At 41.6% G+C, this 19,897-nt stretch carries 14 protein-coding genes; 5 read left to right on the forward strand and 9 right to left on the reverse strand.

What is annotated here, in order from left to right:
* Positions 1–7 precede the first annotated feature (7 nt).
* Positions 8–2,032, forward strand: coding sequence for a methionine--tRNA ligase (gene metG / locus KAN5_RS07065; protein WP_138555538.1), 2,025 nt, complete (start codon positions 8–10; stop codon positions 2,030–2,032).
* 69 nt (positions 2,033–2,101) lie between these two features.
* On the opposite strand, the gene KAN5_RS07070 is transcribed toward metG, so the two are convergent.
* The 7 genes from KAN5_RS07070 to dapB all read right to left on the reverse strand — a co-directional run bounded on the left by KAN5_RS07070 (position 2,102) and on the right by dapB (position 10,964).
* The gene (locus tag KAN5_RS07070) at positions 2,102–2,593 is read right to left on the reverse strand and encodes a GNAT family N-acetyltransferase (RefSeq protein ID WP_244390813.1); all 492 of its coding nucleotides are present in this window, start codon (positions 2,591–2,593) and stop codon (positions 2,102–2,104) included.
* A gap of 125 nt (positions 2,594–2,718) precedes the next feature.
* Entirely contained in the window at positions 2,719–3,126 is a 408-nt protein-coding gene (locus tag KAN5_RS07075; RefSeq protein ID WP_016709287.1) for a hypothetical protein, read from the reverse strand.
* 760 nt (positions 3,127–3,886) lie between these two features.
* Entirely contained in the window at positions 3,887–4,933 is a 1,047-nt protein-coding gene (locus KAN5_RS07080; protein WP_244390814.1) for a S66 peptidase family protein, read from the reverse strand.
* Positions 4,934–5,059: 126 nt separating this feature from the next.
* Entirely contained in the window at positions 5,060–5,536 is a 477-nt protein-coding gene (gene greA / locus KAN5_RS07085) for a transcription elongation factor GreA (protein ID WP_016709285.1), read from the reverse strand.
* Between the two features lie 51 nt (positions 5,537–5,587).
* On the reverse strand, positions 5,588–8,806 hold the full coding sequence (carB, locus tag KAN5_RS07090; protein ID WP_016709284.1) for a carbamoyl-phosphate synthase large subunit: 3,219 nt from the start codon (positions 8,804–8,806) through the stop codon (positions 5,588–5,590).
* 16 nt (positions 8,807–8,822) lie between these two features.
* Complete coding sequence (carA, locus tag KAN5_RS07095; RefSeq protein WP_016709283.1) at positions 8,823–9,959, reverse strand: glutamine-hydrolyzing carbamoyl-phosphate synthase small subunit; 1,137 nt, start codon at positions 9,957–9,959, stop codon at positions 8,823–8,825.
* 207 nt (positions 9,960–10,166) lie between these two features.
* Positions 10,167–10,964, reverse strand: a complete 798-nt coding sequence (gene dapB, locus KAN5_RS07100; protein ID WP_016709282.1) for a 4-hydroxy-tetrahydrodipicolinate reductase — start codon at positions 10,962–10,964, stop codon at positions 10,167–10,169.
* A gap of 266 nt (positions 10,965–11,230) precedes the next feature.
* Between dapB and KAN5_RS07105 the strand changes: the two genes are divergently transcribed.
* Together KAN5_RS07105 and KAN5_RS07110 are read left to right on the forward strand one after the other, a co-directional pair.
* Complete coding sequence (locus KAN5_RS07105; RefSeq protein WP_016709281.1) at positions 11,231–12,544, forward strand: Na+/H+ antiporter NhaC family protein; 1,314 nt, start codon at positions 11,231–11,233, stop codon at positions 12,542–12,544.
* A 95-nt stretch (positions 12,545–12,639) separates the two neighbouring features.
* Positions 12,640–13,416 carry a nucleoside-binding outer membrane protein gene (locus KAN5_RS07110; protein ID WP_016709280.1) on the forward strand — a complete coding sequence of 259 codons (777 nt, stop codon included), beginning with the start codon at positions 12,640–12,642 and terminating at the stop codon, positions 13,414–13,416.
* Positions 13,417–13,486: 70 nt separating this feature from the next.
* Here KAN5_RS07110 and KAN5_RS07115 read toward each other — a convergent pair whose 3' ends face one another.
* Positions 13,487–14,014 carry a GNAT family N-acetyltransferase gene (locus KAN5_RS07115; RefSeq protein ID WP_244390815.1) on the reverse strand — a complete coding sequence of 176 codons (528 nt, stop codon included), beginning with the start codon at positions 14,012–14,014 and terminating at the stop codon, positions 13,487–13,489.
* Positions 14,015–14,115: 101 nt separating this feature from the next.
* Positions 14,116–15,441 carry a CDP-diacylglycerol--serine O-phosphatidyltransferase gene (gene pssA / locus KAN5_RS07120; RefSeq protein WP_016709278.1) on the reverse strand — a complete coding sequence of 442 codons (1,326 nt, stop codon included), beginning with the start codon at positions 15,439–15,441 and terminating at the stop codon, positions 14,116–14,118.
* Positions 15,442–15,730: 289 nt separating this feature from the next.
* Here pssA and trxB point away from each other — a divergent pair, with 289 nt between their 5' ends.
* Together trxB and KAN5_RS07130 are read left to right on the forward strand one after the other, a co-directional pair.
* A complete protein-coding gene (trxB, locus tag KAN5_RS07125) occupies positions 15,731–16,681 on the forward strand; it encodes a thioredoxin-disulfide reductase (RefSeq protein WP_016709277.1) in 951 nt (316 codons plus the stop codon).
* Between the two features lie 334 nt (positions 16,682–17,015).
* Complete coding sequence (locus tag KAN5_RS07130) at positions 17,016–19,829, forward strand: bifunctional aconitate hydratase 2/2-methylisocitrate dehydratase (RefSeq protein WP_080571543.1); 2,814 nt, start codon at positions 17,016–17,018, stop codon at positions 19,827–19,829.
* Positions 19,830–19,897: the final 68 nt, after the last annotated feature.

The raw sequence follows: 19,897 nt of genomic DNA on the forward strand, positions 1-19,897 counted from the left end.
AATGATTATGGCACAGCGAAAGATCCTCATTACCAGCGCATTACCTTATGCCAATGGCCCAACACATTTAGGCCATTTATTGGAATATATTCAAACTGATATTTGGTCACGTTTTCAAAAACTGCAAGGCCACGAAGCTTATTATGTTTGCGCCGACGATGCCCATGGCACACCAATAATGCTCAATGCGCAAAAGCAAGGGATCACGCCGGAAGAAATGGTTAAAAATGTCAGTATTGAGCGTCAACGTGACTTTGCTGATTTTAATATCAAATTTGATAACTATCACAGTACCCACAGCCAAGAGAACAAAGAACTAAGCGAACTTATTTATAATCGCTTAAACGACGCAGGTCATATCAAAAAGCACACAATTTCCCAGCTATTTGACCCTGAAAAAGGCATTTTCTTACCCGATCGTTTTGTAACCGGCACATGCCCAACATGTAAGTCTGAAGACCAAAATGGCGACAGCTGCGACGCATGTGGTGCAACATACAGCCCAACAGAGCTTATCAACCCACGCTCTGTAATGTCGGGTGCTGAGCCGATTTTGAAAGATTCGGAGCATTACTTTTTCGATTTACCCGCGTTTGAAGGCATGCTCAAAGAATGGCTGCACTCGGGTACTATTCAACAAGAAATGGCTAACAAGTTAGACGAATGGTTTGCCGATGGTCTACAGCAATGGGATATCAGCCGTGATGCACCTTACTTTGGTTTTGAAATTCCAGGCGCACCAGGTAAATACTTTTATGTATGGTTAGATGCGCCAATTGGTTACATGGCCAGCTTTAAAAATCTGTGTGACAAACAAGGCATTGACTTTGATGCATTTTGGCAAGAAGGGTCAGACGCTGAGCTTTATCACTTTATCGGTAAAGACATCATCTATTTCCACAGCTTATTTTGGCCAGCAATGCTTGAAGGCGCAAAATTCAGAAAACCAACCAATGTATTCGCCCACGGTTTTGTCACCGTTAACGGCGCGAAGATGTCTAAATCAAAAGGCACGTTTATCAAAGCGCGTACTTATTTAGATAACTTAGACCCTGAATTTTTGCGCTATTACTACGCTGCTAAACTAAACAGTGGTATTACCGATCTTGATTTAAACTTAGAAGATTTTGCACAACGTGTAAATTCAGACTTAGTAGGTAAAGTGGTTAATATCGCTAGTCGCTGTGCCGGTTTTATTACTAAAAAGTTTGACGGTAAATTAAGTGACACAGTCATGGAGCCGCAATTACTAGCTGAATTTCAAGCCGCTAGCGAGACGGTTGCTCAACACTATGAAAACCGTGACTACAGCCGTGCAATTCGCGAAATAATGGCGCTTGCTGATAAAGCCAACCAATTTATTGATACCGCAGCTCCCTGGGTATTAATTAAAGACGACACAAAGCAAGAAGAAGCACACCAAGTCTGTTCGCTTGGACTTAACTTATTCCGCGTGCTGATGACTTACTTAAAGCCAGTATTACCCGGTATGGCGGCCAATGTAGAAGACTTCTTAAATGACGGCCTAGCTTGGCAAGGCGCGCAAACTGCGCTTGTTAGCCACCCTATTAATAAATTTAAACCGTTAATGCAACGTGTTGAAATGGATAAAGTGAACAAAATGGTTGAAGAATCAAAAGAAAGTTTATTAGCCGCAAAAGACAAAATAGACCCTAATAGCCCACTAGCTAAAGAGCCAATTGCCGCTGAAATCGAATTTGATGATTTTGCCAAAGTAGATTTACGCGTAGCGAAAATAGCCAAAGCAGAGCACGTTGAAGGCGCTGACAAGCTACTAAAACTAACCCTCGACTTGGGCGGTGAAACACGCCAAGTATTTGCAGGTATTAAATCAGCGTACGCGCCAGAAGATATCGAAGGCAAACTCACTGTGATGGTGGCAAACTTAAAACCACGGAAAATGCGCTTTGGTATGTCAGAAGGCATGGTGTTAGCTGCAGGCCCTGGCGGTAAAGAAATTTATATACTCAATCCAGATGATGGCTCAGAGCCTGGCATGCGAGTAATGTAACTTAACGTTTAAACAGTAAACTACTAAAAAGCCGTTGTTTTAACAACGGCTTTTTAATTACCTAACTCATCAACTAATACCGATAATTTGGCTTCGTCTTTCCAGAAGAACAACATCACGCCAAGTATCATGCATTTTGCCAAGCTTTTCACGAATACCAAGTCGGCGAAAGTTATTATTTAAATGGAGTTGAATACTCGCTAGATTTTCTGGAAAAATAGCCGCTTGTAGCGTCCATATATTATTTTTTTCAGACTCTACGATAAGCTGTGCTAATAGTTTATGGCCTATTCCTTTTCCTTGCGCTGCTTTAGACACATAGACACTCACTTCAGCGATGCCTGAGTACACATCTCGATTAGATACTGGTGACAAAGCAGCCCAACCACAAACATGACCATTGTCTTCAGCCACAAGGCGAGAATGATCATGCATAGAATTATGCCATTCATCCCACGTTTTACTAATAAGTTGAAATGTGGCATTGCCGGTATCGATGCCTTGTTGATAAATTTCTTTTACGGCTGGGTAATCTAGCTGTGTGAATTTGCGAATAACCACCTAACTTTCCTTGAAAATTGACGAGCAGATAAAACGACTCATTTTAATTTAACTACATCATACGAATTAAAACACAAAAACCCATATTGCCTGAGCAATATGGGTTTTTCTATACATTGTACGTTTTATAAAGAAAGGTATTCTTTAGCGCGGGTAAGATTGTGAGAAACCATTGCGCTGTCAGCAATTTGCGCTGCTTCGTATAAATCTGATAAGCCAGCAGCATCGTTTTTAGCCATCATGCGTGACACACCACGATTACTTAAGGCGTATGAAGTAAGCTCGCGTACTTTAAGCTTTGACTCACGGCTTTCTTTTAATAGCGCAATTGCTTTAGTACATATTGCTTCTGCTTGCTCGTAGTTTTTTGATTTAACATTCAGGGCACAGCTGTTAAATGACTGCTCAAGAGGTTGCGGTGCAGTTGCCGTTTCAATAACCATTAATTTGTAATCACTGCCACCTGCCATTGCAGCGGCTGAGCAAGTTAATAATGAGCTAAGTGCGATGGTTTTGATTAGTGTACGTTTCATGATTATTTTCCTAATTGCCTATTTGATTGTTTACCTGAGTCGTGTCGTCTGTGTTGCCGACAATTGAACTTTAGAGTGTTAGCTCAATTTCGACAAACGATAAAAATAAACTCGATAGGTGAAGAAAATTAACCTATCGACTTTAGTCTAATATCTGCTGACCTTTGATGGTTTAAATTCACTCATACAAAGGGCAAAATTTTCACATACAACTGTAAATTCAAGCGCGAGAGATAAACAGGCCTTAGAGTTTTACGAGCACATTGTTTTTGCCAGGCGGTTAACCCACTGCAAGTGAGCGTAATTACAAATATATTAGCGTAAACCACTAAGTAGAAGAATTTACTCATGCCTGATGCCTTTGCACACATTACTGCGGCTGCCTAGCTACTGATAATAACGCACTCATTGGGATGAATATTCCCAACAGCGCCAAACTCACCTTAAGTCAAAATCAAAAATACCTAGAGCTGGTTTGTAACTAAGCAATAAAAAAGTGACTGTAAGTTCTCGCTCTCATAAAATAAAAACAGCGTTGTCCAACTAATAGCCGCTTTAAAATCTTATGCGTGTTTAATTTATACCAATCGTGTTAAGTTACTGACCATTTATAGCGACAGATAAATGGAGTGATAACAAGGCATAAATTTTGATATGTAGTTGTTCTACATAAAAATTTATAACGTAGTTAGCGCTTTATTTAGCCCGCTAGAATGGTTAAATATTTAAGTCGATTGGTATTAGAACATGAACGCTCATTTCAACTTAAACTGGTGATGATTTGTGCATCGAGCACCTTTGCACTCTCAAGCGTTGCCAGTACTTTTACTGTTGCGCCATTCACTAAACATAAATTGGGGGCAACATGCCCGATATCAGAGTCAATGATCACTGGGAATAAACATTCACCAAGGGATCGCTGAAGTGCTTGATAATATTCACTGTGTTGCTCTGAACTACTACTTGCGCCGTTTCTGCCAATAATTAAGCCATTTATATCGCTTAGAATGCCACTCAATTTAAGCGCGATTAAAAACCGCGATAATGCATTGGCATTAAGTTCGGCATTTTCTAAATATAAAACTAAGCCATGGGGTGCAAAGTGCTTTTTAAATTCATCCAGCGCCAAAAATGGAGATGCGAGTAATAAACCTAAAGTGTCTAAACAGCCACCAAATAGCCGCCCAGATAGTTCTACTTCACGGTTATCTTTAACATTTAAACAACGCCATTGGCTTGGTTGTGTAAGTGTAAATAGCGCATCAGGTGTATGAGCATAATTGATTACATCAGCTTGATAATACGGTGCAGGCGTTTGCATAAATTCACTGCCTGGAGCAAGCTCAAGCGTTTTGAACACTTGTAAGCAATGTGTATCTAGCTCGTTTGGATGCAGCTGCATTAAGTTTGTACAGTGTAATGTAGCCCAGCCACAACGTGCTGTTAATACACAAGCAAGCGTACTGACGTCTGAAAATCCGACTAACCATTTCGGGCGAGCCTGTTTAATTGCATTAAAATCAAGATATGAAAGTACTTCCATAGCAAGTTCACCACCCCAAGGCGGCATAATTGCAGCAATGCTGTCATCAACTAAAAACGCCATTAACTCATCAGCGCGTTGCTTTGCAGGGCTACTTTGTTGCCTTAAACATTCGCCCTCCACGACTTGGTAGCCACGGTGTGTTAAGCCGCTAAGTACACAATCTAGGCGTGGGTGGAAGTGACTATCAACACCGGATGAAAAGGCGCAAATGGCAATTTTATCACCATTTTTTAATGCATCAGGAAAAGTAATGGCTGTCATCAACATCTACAAATTATCAATACGTTAGCTTAACGTACCCAATTTATTAAAGAATGTCGAGTTTGTTCGCGGTATAAAAAACCGATGCAAGCATCGGTTTTTAAAAGCGTGAAAATGAGTAAAGTATTAAATGTACTGTACTTCAATAACTTCGTATTCAACATCACCATTTGGCGTTTTAATGATCACAGCATCGTCTGCTTGTTTACCAATTAAACCACGGGCGATTGGTGAGTTAACCGAAATACGATTGTTTTTTATATCCGCTTCATCATCACCGACAATTTGGTAGGTTACTTCAGCATCGGTTTCAACATTTACAATTGTTACCGTAGTGCCAAAGATAACTTTACCTGTGTTTGGTAATTTAGTTACATCAATAATTTGTACATTTGAAAGCTTAGCTTCAATTTCTTGAATGCGGCCTTCACAAAAACCCTGTTGCTCACGCGCAGCATGATATTCAGCGTTCTCTTTTAAGTCACCGTGTTCACGTGCATCAGCAATGTCTGCAACGATTTTTGGACGGGTAACTGTTTTTAATTCGTTAAGTTCTTTACGCAGTAAATCAGCGCCACGAACTGTCATCGGAATTGATTGCATACTTTTCTCACTTAATCCCAAGGCCGCGCATAACGGCCTTGGCACATTTCCTTAGTTCAATCTTAGGTGTAATTCTTGAACTGACGTTACTTTGCTACGGTCGTCTGCTTGGTTAGCAGTACAGTTAGCAAACGCCGCATTAAGCGTCGTCGTATAGTTAGTTTTGTGTTGCAATGCACCACGACGTAACACCTTCGAATCTTCGATCGCTTGGCGACCTTCGGTGGTATTAACGATATAGCTATACTCGCCATTTTTGATTCTATCAAGAATATGCGGGCGACCTTCGAATACTTTGTTTACACGGCGTACCGCGATGCCAGCATCTTCAAGGGCTGCAGCTGTACCACCTGTTGCGTCTAATTCAAAACCAAGATCGGTCATGGTTTTAGCTAGTTCAACAATACGTGGTTTATCGCTATTACGCACAGATAGTAACGCGCGGCCACCGCGTGGTAAAGTGTTGCTTGCACCTAATTGTGCTTTTGCAAAGGCTTCAGCGAATGTATCGCCCACACCCATTACTTCACCGGTTGAGCGCATTTCAGGGCCACGGATTGGATCCACGCCTTGGAACTTAGCAAACGGCAGTACGACTTCTTTTACGCTGTAGTAAGGAGGAATTACTTCTTTAGTAATACCTTGACTTGCAAGCGATTGACCCGCCATACAACGAGCTGCAACTTTAGCAAGTGCAACACCCGTTGCTTTTGATACAAATGGTACAGTACGTGCAGCACGCGGGTTTACTTCGATTAAATACACTTTACCATCTTTAACAGCAAACTGAGTATTCATCAAACCAACTACGCCAAGTTCAAGTGCCATATCGGTTACTTGCTTGCGCATAACGTCTTGCACTTCTTGTGATAGCGAGTGTGCTGGTAACGAACAGGCTGAATCACCTGAGTGAACACCAGCTTGCTCGATGTGCTCCATGATACCACCGATGATCACTTGCTCGCCGTCGCAAATTGCGTCAACGTCAACTTCAATCGCGTTATCTAAGAAACGGTCAAGTAACACCGGCGCTTCATTTGATGCAGATACCGCTTCGGTCATGTAACGACGTAAGTCTTGCTCGTCATACACAATTTCCATTGCACGGCCGCCCAATACATACGAAGGACGTACAACTAGTGGGAAACCGATTTCAGCTGATTTAGCAATGGCTTCTTCAGTTGATGTTACTGTCGCGTTCTCAGGCTGTAGTAAGTCTAGGCGTTCAACAAGTTGTTGGAAACGTTCACGGTCTTCTGCACGGTCGATTGCATCTGGCGAAGTACCAATGACTGGCACACCATTCGCTTCAAGGGCACGAGCAAGTTTAAGTGGCGTCTGGCCACCGTATTGCACGATAACGCCTTTTGGCTTTTCAACACGAACGATTTCAAGAACGTCTTCAAGGGTAATTGGTTCGAAGTATAAACGGTCTGAGGTATCATAATCGGTAGACACTGTCTCAGGGTTACAGTTAACCATGATAGTTTCATAACCGTCTTCACGCAGTGCAAGCGCCGCGTGTACACAACAATAGTCAAATTCAATACCTTGACCGATACGGTTAGGACCACCACCGATAACCATGATCTTATCTTTGTCAGATGGCATTGCTTCACACTCTTCATCGTAAGATGAGTACATGTAAGCAGTGTCTGAGCTAAACTCAGCGGCGCAGGTATCAACGCGCTTGTATACAGGCACGATGTTTAATTGATGACGCTTTTTACGAATTTCAGCTTCAGATACACCGGCAATTTCAGCGATGCGTGGATCTGCAAACCCTTTACGCTTTAACTTACGTAGGAAGTCTGCATTTAAACCAGCCATGCCAACTTCAGCGATTTTAGCTTCATCTTTAAGAATGTCTTCGATTTGAACAAGGTACCAAGGGTCAATCTTAGTCAGTTCAAATACATCATCAACGCTCATACCATGGCGCATTGCATCTGCAATGTACCAAATACGCTCAGCACCAGGCTCGCGCAATTCACGGATGATTTTTTCTTTCGCTTTCGGGTCATCAAGCGCCACAATCGGGTTAAAGCCCGTTGCACCGACTTCTAGGCCACGTAATGCTTTGTGTAATGACTCTTGCTGGTTACGACCAATCGCCATGACTTCACCAACTGATTTCATTTGCGTAGTTAGACGGTCATTAGCACCGGCAAATTTTTCAAAGTTAAAGCGTGGGATCTTAGTTACAACGTAATCAATTGATGGCTCAAACGATGCAGGTGTTTTACCACCGGTGATATCGTTTTGTAGCTCATCAAGGGTGTAACCTACAGCAAGCTTTGCTGCGATTTTAGCAATCGGGAAGCCCGTCGCTTTTGACGCAAGTGCTGATGAACGTGATACACGTGGGTTCATCTCGATGATAACCATACGACCATCAACTGGATTTACACCAAACTGTACGTTTGAACCACCGGTTTCAACACCAATTTCACGTAATACTGCCATAGAGGCATTACGCATGATTTGGTATTCTTTATCGGTTAGGGTTTGTGCTGGAGCAACCGTGATTGAGTCACCGGTATGCACGCCCATTGGGTCAAAGTTTTCAATAGAGCAAACGATGATACAGTTGTCTTTTTTGTCGCGAACAACTTCCATCTCGTATTCTTTCCAGCCAATTAATGATTCATCAATCAATAATTCGCTAGTTGGCGATAAGTCTAAACCGCGTTCACAAATCTCTTCGAACTCTTCTAAGTTATACGCAACACCACCACCGGTGCCGCCCATAGTGAAAGATGGACGAATAATACATGGTAAGCCAATACGCGTCATCGTGTCGCGGGCTTCTTCCATTGAGTGTGCGATTTCAGCACGTGGACATTCTAAGCCGATGTTTTTCATTGCAACATCGAAACGCTCACGGTTTTCTGCTTTGTCGATTGCATCCGCTGTTGCACCAATTAGCTCAACGCCATGCTTAGCCAATACACCATGCTTATCTAAATCAAGTGCACAGTTTAATGCCGTTTGACCACCCATGGTTGGTAATACTGCATCTGGCTTTTCTTTTTCAATAATTTTTTCAACAACTTCCCAGTGAATTGGTTCGATGTACGTCGCATCTGCCATTTCAGGGTCAGTCATAATTGTTGCTGGGTTTGAGTTAACTAAGATAACTCGATAGCCTTCTTCTCTTAGTGCTTTACACGCTTGAGCACCAGAGTAGTCAAATTCACAGGCTTGGCCGATAACAATCGGGCCTGCGCCTAGGATAAGAATGCTTTTTATGTCGGTACGTTTTGGCATTGTTACTCCGGTATAATTAGTTGTTACGTGCTTGCATCAAGTCGATGAAGTGGTCAAATAATGGCGCAGCATCGTGCGGGCCTGGGCTTGCTTCTGGGTGACCTTGGAAGCTAAACGCTGGCTTATCAGTACGATGAATACCTTGCAAAGTGCCGTCGAATAACGATTTATGCGTTGCACGCAGGTTTGCAGGTAAGGTTGCTTCATCAGCTGCAAAACCGTGGTTTTGTGCAGTGATCATAACGACATCGCGGTCTAAGTCTTTCACCGGGTGGTTACCACCGTGATGACCAAACTTCATTTTTACTGTTTTTGCACCTGAGGCAAGGGCTAACAATTGGTGACCTAAACAAATACCAAAAATTGGTGTATCTGTTTCTAAGAAGGTTTTAATTGCTTCAATTGCGTATGTACACGGCTCTGGGTCACCTGGGCCATTTGATAAAAAGATACCATCTGGATTAAGTGCTAACACGTCGGCTGCCGAGGTTTGTGCAGGTACAACGGTTAATTTACAACCACGGTCTACAAGCATACGTAAGATATTACGCTTTACACCGAAGTCGTAGGCAACAACATGAAACTTCTCATCTTCTGCGTTTAAGGTTTTAAACCCTTCACCCAGTGTCCAGCTTGATTCATTCCACTGGAAGCTTTCCTTGGTTGAGACTACTTTTGCTAAATCCATGCCTTTTAAGCCTGGGAAGGCTTGCGCAGCTGCGAGCGCTTTGTTTTCATCGATATCATCACCAGCAACGATACAACCGTTTTGAGCGCCTTTATCACGCAAAATACGAGTAAGCTTACGAGTGTCGATATCTGCAATACCTAAGATATTGCGTTGTTTTAAGTAATCATCTAACGATTGCTCGTTACGAAAATTACTTGCTAGCAGTGGCAAATCACGGATCACAAGGCCTTTCGCCCAAATGTGACTCGCTTCTTCGTCTTCGCTGTTAGTACCCGTATTACCGATATGTGGGTACGTCAAAGTTACGATTTGTTCCGCGTATGAAGGGTCGGTCAGAATTTCCTGATAACCAGTCATAGACGTATTGAATACTACTTCACCGACTGACATGCCGTCAGCGCCGATTGCAGTACCGCGAAACACTGTGCCGTCTTCTAGAACTAACAGAGCGGATTTAGTCAAGTTAACCTCCTAACAGTAAAAAACGGGAGTAAAGTCATTTGCTTTACTACCCGTTTATAGCGATTGGAAACACGCAATTATGAATTTTTGGCAAATTGGCGCTATTCTATAGTAATTTCGTATTTAGGTCTAACCCTATTTCAATAATTACTAAAAATAAGCGCTATTAGCAAAAAAAACCACCAAAGCGCCAAAAATGCAAGAAAACTACTTCAAGTCAAGCACATCTTGCATATCATAAAGTCCTGCAGGCTTATTTTTCAACCAGCCTGCAGCTCTTACTGCGCCTAATGCAAAGGTCATTCGAGAGCTTGCTTTATGAGTTAATTCAAGCCTTTCGCCAGAAGTTGCGAAATATGCAGTGTGTTCACCAACTATGTCGCCGCCTCTGAGCACCGAATAACCGATTTCATTTTGCGATTTTTCTGTTTCTATTTTGCTACGGTCAAACACCGCCACTTCATCGTGATCCCAGCCTTTTGCCTGTGCAATTGCTTCACCAATCGCTAAGGCAGTGCCCGATGGTGCATCGATTTTATGGCGATGATGCGCTTCAAAAATTTCAATATCTAGATCATCACCAAACTTAGTGGCGGCGGTTTGCACTAAATTCAACAATAAATTCACGCCCACGCTGTAGTTACGCGCGAACACAATTGGGATCTGCTTAGCAGCTGTTTGTAATGCCAACATATCATCGCTATCTAAGCCGGTTGTGCCTATAACCATTGGGATGTTTTGCGCGACAGCGGTTTTTAAATGTTCACGCATGCCTGCCCGAAGGGTAAAGTCAATCAGTACATCAATATTAGTTACACTGCGCTCATCACTAAAATTAATTGTGGCAGGTGCGGCACTATTTAATTGATTAACTGCAATATTTAATAACGGTGAACTACTACGTACATAAGCTGCACCTAGCTCGGCATGATTATTTTTATGTGCGGCTTCAACTAACGCCAAGCCCATTCTTCCGTTTGCGCCAAATACGCCAATTCGATTCATAGTTAATTAACCTTTGTTTTTATGTTGGCTAGATTTTATCTAAAACTCATGTAATAGTCAGGTAAGCCTATTAAAAATAATAATAACAGATACCCATAGACTTTAGCCATCTATACATTTAAACTTCTTTTTTGCGCCGATTTGGTCTTTGGCTTGCGGGCGCTGTTGAGCTACTTATCACTTTGATAAGGCAAACAACTAAATGCTGCTAAAAGAGGGATATTTTGGCTGTTTAGTTGTCTATGAGTTATCTAACGAGGAATATGATGCAGCCATCATTTAATAAAACTAATGCAAAGTTATCTTTGCTGCCGCTACTTACATTTGTTGCCTTATTTTTAGGCGCAGGTTTATACCTGCAATCACAAGGGGTTGATTACGCCTTTTATCAACTCCCTGCCCCTGTTGCGATTTTACCGGCGATCATGCTGGCGTTTATTCTCAATAAAAACACCATTAACCACAGTGTGGAAACCTTTATAAAAGGTGCTGGCCACAACAACATTATTACCATGTGCTTAATTTACTTGCTTGCAGGTGCTTTCTCTGCGGTGGCAGGTGCTACTGGCGGTGTCGATGCGGTTGTTAATGCCGGTTTATCTCTTATTCCACCAGCATTATTATTACCGGGTTTATTTTTAATTGCCGCAGTGGTATCCACCGCCATGGGAACGTCAATGGGTACTATCGGTGCAATTGGCCCAATTGCTTATGCGGTTTCCATTAAAACAGGTATTGATCCTGCGTTAATGGCAGGTACTATTGTATCTGGCGCCATGTTTGGTGATAACTTATCTATTATTTCCGACACCACAATTGCCGCAACCCGTACACAAGGCTGTGAAATGAAAGATAAATTTCGTGAGAATTTAAAAATTGCCTTGCCTGCAGCTGTCCTTACCATTGGTTTATTATTCTTTTTAACGCCTGCTGCACAAGCCGTTGAAACTAAAGACTATGATATTCTACTGGTACTGCCTTATGCCTTCATTTTAGTCCTGGCAGTCATGGGATTTAATGTATTTGTAGTGCTGTTCAGCGGTATAATATTTGCGGCACTGATGGGCTTTACCGGCAGTTATGAAGGCGCCAGCTTTGTAAAAGACATTTACAAAGGTTTTACGGATATGCAGGAAATCTTTTTACTGTCGATGTTTATTGGCGGCTTATCTGAATTTATTCGCATTAATGGCGGCTTAGATTACATAGCGCAAAAGATTCAAGCAATCACAAAAGTTATTGCCAAGTGGCATCGCAAAGTGGCTGACCAATTGGGTATTGCAGCTTTGGTAATGACTAGTAACTTATGTATTGCTAATAATACCGTGTCTATCATTGTTGCCGGCCCAATTGCTAAAAAGCTTGCTGATGATGGTGAGATCAGCGGTAAGCGCTCTGCCAGCTTACTGGATATATTTGCCTGTGTTACTCAAGGCTCTTTGCCGTATGGTGCACAAGCACTGCTATTGGGGGCGACCTTTAAAATTAGCCCGTGGCAAGTGTCTACTTCTTCGTACTACTGTTTTATATTAGCCTTTACCGCAATTGCAGTGATCTGTTTGCGTCGTAATAAGGCATAAACTGCCAATATTAGTTTAGCCAGATACGCTAACTTTCAGCGTATCTGCTATAATCTCGTTTTTGGATATATAACCTTTAAATTCGAGATAAAACATTGAAAAAAACCGTCGTCCTCGCTGCCATTTGCTTGGCAAGTAGCTCTAGCCAAGCGGCTAACTGGAGCAGTACTGCTTTACACCTTAACAATGGTGATTTTAAAAACCCATTTACAGGACAAGAATCAAACACCACGATCGCATCACTGCAACATGCATCAGCCTATGACTATGGGGATAACTTCTTCTTTATTGATTATATCAATGACGCCACTGATGATGGTTATCAAGATAAAGACTTTTACGGCGAATGGTATTCAACGCTCAGCCTGTCAAAAATTTCAGGCAACGACATGTCTTATGGCGCCATTATGGATATTGGCCTAACAGCGGGTTTTAACGCAGCCGGTGACTCAAAGGTATTAAAGTATTTACCCGGTGTAAAAATAAACTGGCAAGCGCCTGGTTTTACCTTTTTATCAACGCTTGTAACGGCCTATATTGATGATAACGATGGCGTAGCACGTGGTGGTGCACCGATTGAAACAAATAGCTGGATGCTTGATGTAGCATGGGGTTACCCGTTTTCGATTGGTTCGCAAAAATTTAATGTCACAGGCCACATTGAATACATTGCTGAGCGTGAAAATGAGTTTGGCGAAGATGTAAAAGCGTGGATATTAGCGCAGCCTATTATCACGTGGGATTTAGGTCATGCTATTAGTATGAAAGAAAATACCTTGCTCCTTGGCCTTGAGTGGCAATACTGGCATAACAAGCTAGGCACTGATACTACCGAGTCGGTACCACAGTTCCACGTTGAGTGGACGTTTTAACTAATTTGGGCAATAGTTAAAGCGCGATATACATTGTATTGCGCTTTTTGTTACTTACCACGAATACTGATCACGTTAGCTTTATTTCATAAACACCTAAACGTTGCTGCTTATTAGCCAGAAAATGTGATACCTCTTGGTGATAATATTTGAACTTCGCACCTGCGCGCTGCACTACTTTGATACTGGCTAAGTTTTCCTCTAAACAGCAAAACTCTACCACTTTTGCGTGGCTCGTATTTTTTATATAAGGTATTATTTTAGCAAGCACTTGAGTCATAACTGCTTGCCCACGTGCAAAATCAGCTAACCAGTAACCGCATTCAGCAACTTTAATGTCTGGATCAATGTGCTTAATACCAAACACACCGCTTAAGCGCTCCTGAGTATATATCGCAAACCACTGAGCGCCAGCTTTATTGCTGTGTAGTCGCTCAGCTATATACTGCTTGGTTGTATTAACATCTATTATGCCATCAACCCAAGGTAAAAATTGACTCAGATTTTCCCTACTCTCGACGATAACTAAGTAAAGTTCCTCAGCAAAACTAATAGCTAATGGCTTTAACGTTATTGAGTCTGAAATCACTAACTCCATTTAATCAACCTCAGCTACTTTTGCTAAACGCATATGTATCAGCGGAAACGGGTTTCCCTGACCATCTAATTCTGAGCGCCCTATTTGCTCAAACCCTTTACTTAAATAAAACGCTTAATAATAAAGTCGACTTTGACACGTTTGGCTTGACCTAACAATTTTTTAACCGCTGGCGGGTAATCATCCATGGTTTCTAAATCTTCAGCGCCATTTAAACGGCGGCAGTGCTGTAAAATCTCTGCTCTTTCGTTATCAATTGCTGGCATCAGGCTTTGCTCTGGATCTTCTAACAAAATACCGTTCTCGATATCTAAGCCCCATGCACGTGGATTTAAATTATGACCACTTAGTAAATGGTACTTTCGATCTGAGCAAATGCCTTTTAAATGAAATGAATTACTTTCGTGCTTCCATAAGTAGACATTTAAATTACCATTATTGATGTGACGTTTTTGCGATTTTAAAAATTTATACAAAATAGTCTCATACAAATAAGGCAGCGCACCTATTTTACTAAAGGGCTCACTCGGCGGCAGAAAAAAATCATTTGCGGTTTTATCACCAACAACAATAGTGACTTGTTTGCCTTGCTTAAGTAAGCGTCGTAAGGAGCGCATTAACGGTGCAGGAAAGTTAAAATAAGGCGTGTATAAAACCAGCTCTTGCTCTGTAGCATCAAACAATGACTTTATAAGTCGGTTTAATTCATTACTACGACGACCCAAACCTAAAAATAGTCTCACCCCAAGTGGCTGTGTATTGTCATCCATTGCATGAGCATAATTAGCTTGTTTTAATGAACGCATTAACTGCTTTTGCGCCAGCTTAATATCATTAAACTTGGTTAGTGGTCGTGTATCAATACGTGGAACGGCCTCTGAGCTTAACAACTCTTGTTCTATAAAATGAATAATAGAGTCGCACAGCGAAGCTTGCTTAACTAGAAAGTAGCGATCTAATCGATAACGATCTTGATATTGTAAATACACATTATTTAAACTCGCCCCGCTATAAAGCAAGGTATCGTCTATTACGAAGCCTTTTAAGTGTAATACACCAAATAATTCTTTGGCTTTTACTGGTACGCCAAATATTTTGACATTCGATTGGTACTTTTCTTGGTATTCACAATACAAACTGGCATTACCGTCAGATTTTGCAGCACCAATTAAGCCACGTTGAGCGCGATGAAAATCAACCAACACTTTCACTTCAAGTTCTGGCTTTGCCAATGACGCTTGGTGGAGTGCTTCAAGTATTTCACGCCCAGCTTCATCATCTTGTAAATACAGCGCAGTAATATAAATTCGTGTTTGTGCGCTCGCAATTAAAGCCAGTAATTGTGTGTGATACTGTTTTGCATTGGTTAAGACGTTAACGTCTTTTGAAGTCACCCCGAACGCGGGTTTTTCCTGCCAAAATAACATAGTTGCCTATTCACTTAGGTCACCCTTTTATAGGGTCACAAATCAAAATTAGTTAAAACATATCAAAAAAACTGAGCTTGGTCATGAATTAACGCTGCTAGTTAGACTAATAATGACTTAATAGTTCACATATCATACAGAACAGTCATTTTTCACAATTCTAGTACACAATATTTGACAGCTTTGCGATTTAGAAGAAAAAAATAATCGTCAGTTTTATTTACTTCCCCCTTGTTTCTCTTAAAATCGAGCGCATTAATACGCTATTAAAACGTTTAGGATAAAAAACATGAGTGAAGCAAAACATTGTAAGTTACTAATCTTAGGTTCTGGCCCTGCGGGTTACACTGCGGCTGTATACGCAGCACGTGCAAATCTAAACCCTGTATTGATCACAGGAATACAGCAAGGCGGTCAACTTACAACAACAACTGAAGTTGAAAACTGGCCTGGCGATGCTCATGGTTTAACAGGTCCTGCATTAATGGATCGTATGAAAGAGCACGCTGAGCGTTTTGAAACCGAAATTGTATTTGATCACATCAATAAAGTAGATGTATCAAAGCGCCCGTTCACGCTTACTGGTGATCAAGGCACTTATACCTGTGATGCATTAATCATCGCCACTGGTGCGTCTGCTAAATATTTAGGCCTAGAATCTGAAACAAACTTCCAAGGCCGTGGTGTTTCAGCCTGTGCAACCTGTGATGGCTTTTTCTATAAAGGTCAGAAAGTCGCCGTTGTTGGTGGCGGTAATACCGCAGTTGAAGAAGCGCTTTATTTATCTAACATTGCAGATGAAGTACATGTTATTCATCGTCGCGATAGTTTCCGCAGTGAAAAAATCTTAGCTGATCGTTTAGCTGAAAAAGCTGCGAACGGTAATGTAGTATTGCATTATAACCGCACACTAGACGAAGTACTTGGCGACCAAATGGGCGTTACAGGTATTCGCATTAAAGACGCAAACTCTGATGCTACTGAAGAACTTGATTTAGCTGGCGTGTTTATTGCTATCGGCCATAAACCAAATACCGATATGTTTGTAGGTCAGCTAGAAATGAAAGACGGCTACTTAGTGGTTGAGTCTGGTTTAAACGGTAATGCAACCCAAACAAGTGTGCCAGGTGTTTTTGCTGCTGGGGATGTGTCTGATCACATTTACCGTCAAGCAATTACCTCAGCGGGTACTGGTTGTATGGCTGCATTAGACGCTGAGCGGTTCTTAGATAATTTATAATTTTTGACTCTATTTTGAAGGCTGATTTATTCGGCCTTTTTTTATGCCTACAATTTATGCCTACAATAAAAAATCAACTAAACACTTCATAAAGTGTTGTGAACACGATACACATTCACAGTAATTATAGTGAAGATTCATTTTATATATACAATTAATGGTGTAAGTGCGATAGGATCTAAAGCCGTGCAATGAGTATCGTCAAAGTATAGCAAGTAAAACCAGCTATAATTATAGTTGGGCACATTAGGTTTGTTCATCTGGGCATTACTAGACACTACAAAATAAGTTAAAATGCTCAACTTCATATCAAGTAAAATACCGAGAGTTTTCTATGAGTTTGTATACACAATATATGGAAGAAATCCAAACCCGTAAAACGGAACTTGGATTAAACCCAAAACCAATCGATAGCGCTGAACTAGTATCTGAGTTAATTAGTCAAATTAAAGATACTAATAACGAGCACCGTAAAGATTCACTTCACTTCTTTATCTTTAATACCTTACCAGGTACAACGAGTGCTGCGGGCGTAAAAGCACAGTTTTTAAAAGAAATTATTTTGGGTGAAGAGCAAGTTGCAGAGATCACTCCTGAGTTTGCATTTGAGCTTCTTTCACACATGAAAGGCGGCCCATCAATTGAAATGCTTATTGATTTAGCATTTGGTGATGACGCAGCAATCGCAGCACAGGCTGCTGAAGTACTTAAAACCCAAGTATTCTTATACGATGCAGATATGGCTCGCATTAAAGCAGCATATGAAGCAGGTAGTGCGATTGCTAAAGAATTGCTAGACAGTTTCGCACAAGCTGAATTCTTCACAAAACTACCTGATATCGAAGAAAAAATCGATGTAGTAACCTATATTGCTGGTGAAGGTGATATCTCAACTGACTTACTGTCTCCAGGTAACCAAGCACATTCGCGTGCTGATCGTGAATTACATGGTAAGTGCATGATCACTGAAGAAGCACAGCAAGAAATTGTTGAGCTTCAAAAGAAACACCCTAACGCTAAAGTAATGCTTATTGCTGAAAAAGGCACTATGGGTGTAGGCTCATCACGTATGTCTGGTGTAAATAACGTAGCACTTTGGGCTGGTAAACAAGCAAGTCCTTACGTTCCTTTCATCAATATTGCACCGGTTGTTGCAGGTACTAATGGTATCGCACCAATCTTTTTGACCACTGTTGATGTAACGGGCGGTATCGGTCTTGACCTTAAAAACTGGGTTAAAAAAGTAGACGAAAATGGTAATACAGTGACCGATGAGAATGGCGACGCCGTTCTTGAAGAAGCGTATTCTGTTGCTACTGGTACTGTTTTAACAATCAATACTAAAGAGAAAAAGCTTTATAACGGTGATAAAGAACTGGTTGATGTATCATCTGCTTTCACACCTCAAAAAGTTGAGTTCATGAGAGCTGGCGGTTCTTACGCTGTGGTATTCGGTAAAAAACTACAAACGTTTGCTGCTGAAACACTGGGTATTGAGACACCACTTGTCTATGCACCTTCAAAAGAAATTTCACATGCAGGCCAAGGCCTAACAGCGGTTGAAAAAATCTTTAACCGTAATGCGGTAGGTGTTCTATCAGATACCCCACTTCACGCAGGCTCAAATGTTCGCGTTAAAGTGAACATCGTTGGTTCGCAAGATACAACTGGCCCAATGACAGCACAAGAATTAGAAGCGATGGCTGCTTCAACGATTTCACCACTTGTTGATGGTGCATATCAGTCTGGTTGTCATACAGCGTCGGTATGGGATAGCAAAGCACAAGCAAATATTCCAAAGCTAATGGCGTTCATGAATAAGTTCGGTCTTATTACAGCACGTGACCCGAAAGGCGTTTACCATGCCATGACTGATGTTATCCACAAAGTCTTGAACGATATTACCATCGACGACCGTGCCATCATCATCGGTGGTGACTCGCATACACGTATGTCAAAAGGTGTTGCCTTTGGTGCCGACTCGGGTACTGTTGCAGTTGCACTTGCAACCGGTGAATCTGCAATGCCAATTCCTGAGTCTGTTAAAGTGACGTTCAAGGGTAGCATGGCTAAGCACATGGATTTCCGTGATGTAGTGCATGCAACTCAAGCGCAAATGCTTAAGCAATTTGGTGGCGAAAACGTTTTCCAAGGTCGTATCATTGAAGTACACATTGGTACGCTAATGGCTGACCAAGCGTTTACCTTCACTGACTGGACTGCAGAGATGAAAGCGAAAGCATCAATCTGTATTTCGAATGACGAAACATTGATCAAGTCAATTGAACTTGCTAAATCACGCATCCAGATCATGATCAACAAAGGTATGGAAAACGAAGCACAAACGCTACAAGGTCTAATCGACTTAGCTGACAAGCGTATTGCCGGTATCCAATCTGGTGAAGAACCAGCGCTTTCTCCAGATGATAACGCTAAATACCACGCTGAAGTTGTCGTAGATTTAGACCAAATCGTTGAGCCAATGATTGCCGATCCAGATGTAAATAACGATGATGTATCTAAGCGTTATACGCACGATGTGATCCGCCCTGTTTCATTCTATAACGACAAACCAGTTGATTTAGGCTTTGTTGGTTCGTGTATGGTTCACAAAGGCGATATGAAAATTATTGCTCACATGCTACGTAATTTAGAGAAGAAAAACGGTTCTATCTCTTTCAAAGCGCCATTGGTTGTTGCACCACCAACATACAACATTGTTGATGAGCTTAAAGCTGAAGGCGACTGGGATATCCTAGCTAAGTACGCAGGTTTTGAATTTGACGATTCTAATCCTAAAACAGCAGCACGTACTAAGTATGAGAACATCTTATACCTAGAGCGCCCAGGTTGTAACTTATGTATGGGTAACCAAGAAAAAGCAGAACCTGGTGATACAGTTATCGCAACGTCAACACGCCTTTTCCAAGGCCGTGTAGTAGCCGATACGTCTGAGAAGAAAGGTGAGTCACTCCTGGGTTCTACACCACTAGTAGTACTTTCTACTGTTCTTGGTCGCTTCCCGACTCTTGAAGAGTACAAGTCGGCGGTTGAAGGTATCGACTTAACTGCATTCACACCCGTTGAAGAAGAGATGACAACTAAATTCAATGCTGGACAAGCAGTACCAGTAAAAGTTGTTAGCTAACTCGATTGAGTTAACGGTTTAAAAAAGCGCGTTTCAAAACGCGCTTTTTTTATGTCTTAAACTTCTCT

Source organism: Pseudoalteromonas sp. KAN5 (assembly GCF_022846535.1).
GTDB classification, from domain to species: domain Bacteria; phylum Pseudomonadota; class Gammaproteobacteria; order Enterobacterales; family Alteromonadaceae; genus Pseudoalteromonas; species Pseudoalteromonas haloplanktis.

What these genes read in the sequence shown, in the direction of transcription:
- greA (WP_016709285.1), bottom strand. Translation starts at nt 5,536, where the DNA reads ATGCAATCAATTCCGATGACAGTTCGTGGCGCTGATTTACTGCGTAAA.
- KAN5_RS07115 (WP_244390815.1), bottom strand. Translation starts at nt 14,014, where the DNA reads ATGGAGTTAGTGATTTCAGACTCAATAACGTTAAAGCCATTAGCTATT.
- trxB (WP_016709277.1), top strand. Translation starts at nt 15,731, where the DNA reads ATGAGTGAAGCAAAACATTGTAAGTTACTAATCTTAGGTTCTGGCCCT.
- KAN5_RS07075 (WP_016709287.1), bottom strand. Translation starts at nt 3,126, where the DNA reads ATGAAACGTACACTAATCAAAACCATCGCACTTAGCTCATTATTAACT.
- pssA (WP_016709278.1), bottom strand. Translation starts at nt 15,441, where the DNA reads ATGTTATTTTGGCAGGAAAAACCCGCGTTCGGGGTGACTTCAAAAGAC.
- KAN5_RS07105 (WP_016709281.1), top strand. Translation starts at nt 11,231, where the DNA reads ATGCAGCCATCATTTAATAAAACTAATGCAAAGTTATCTTTGCTGCCG.
- KAN5_RS07080 (WP_244390814.1), bottom strand. Translation starts at nt 4,933, where the DNA reads ATGACAGCCATTACTTTTCCTGATGCATTAAAAAATGGTGATAAAATT.
- dapB (WP_016709282.1), bottom strand. Translation starts at nt 10,964, where the DNA reads ATGAATCGAATTGGCGTATTTGGCGCAAACGGAAGAATGGGCTTGGCG.
- KAN5_RS07130 (WP_080571543.1), top strand. Translation starts at nt 17,016, where the DNA reads ATGAGTTTGTATACACAATATATGGAAGAAATCCAAACCCGTAAAACG.
- carB (WP_016709284.1), bottom strand. Translation starts at nt 8,806, where the DNA reads ATGCCAAAACGTACCGACATAAAAAGCATTCTTATCCTAGGCGCAGGC.
- metG (WP_138555538.1), top strand. Translation starts at nt 8, where the DNA reads ATGGCACAGCGAAAGATCCTCATTACCAGCGCATTACCTTATGCCAAT.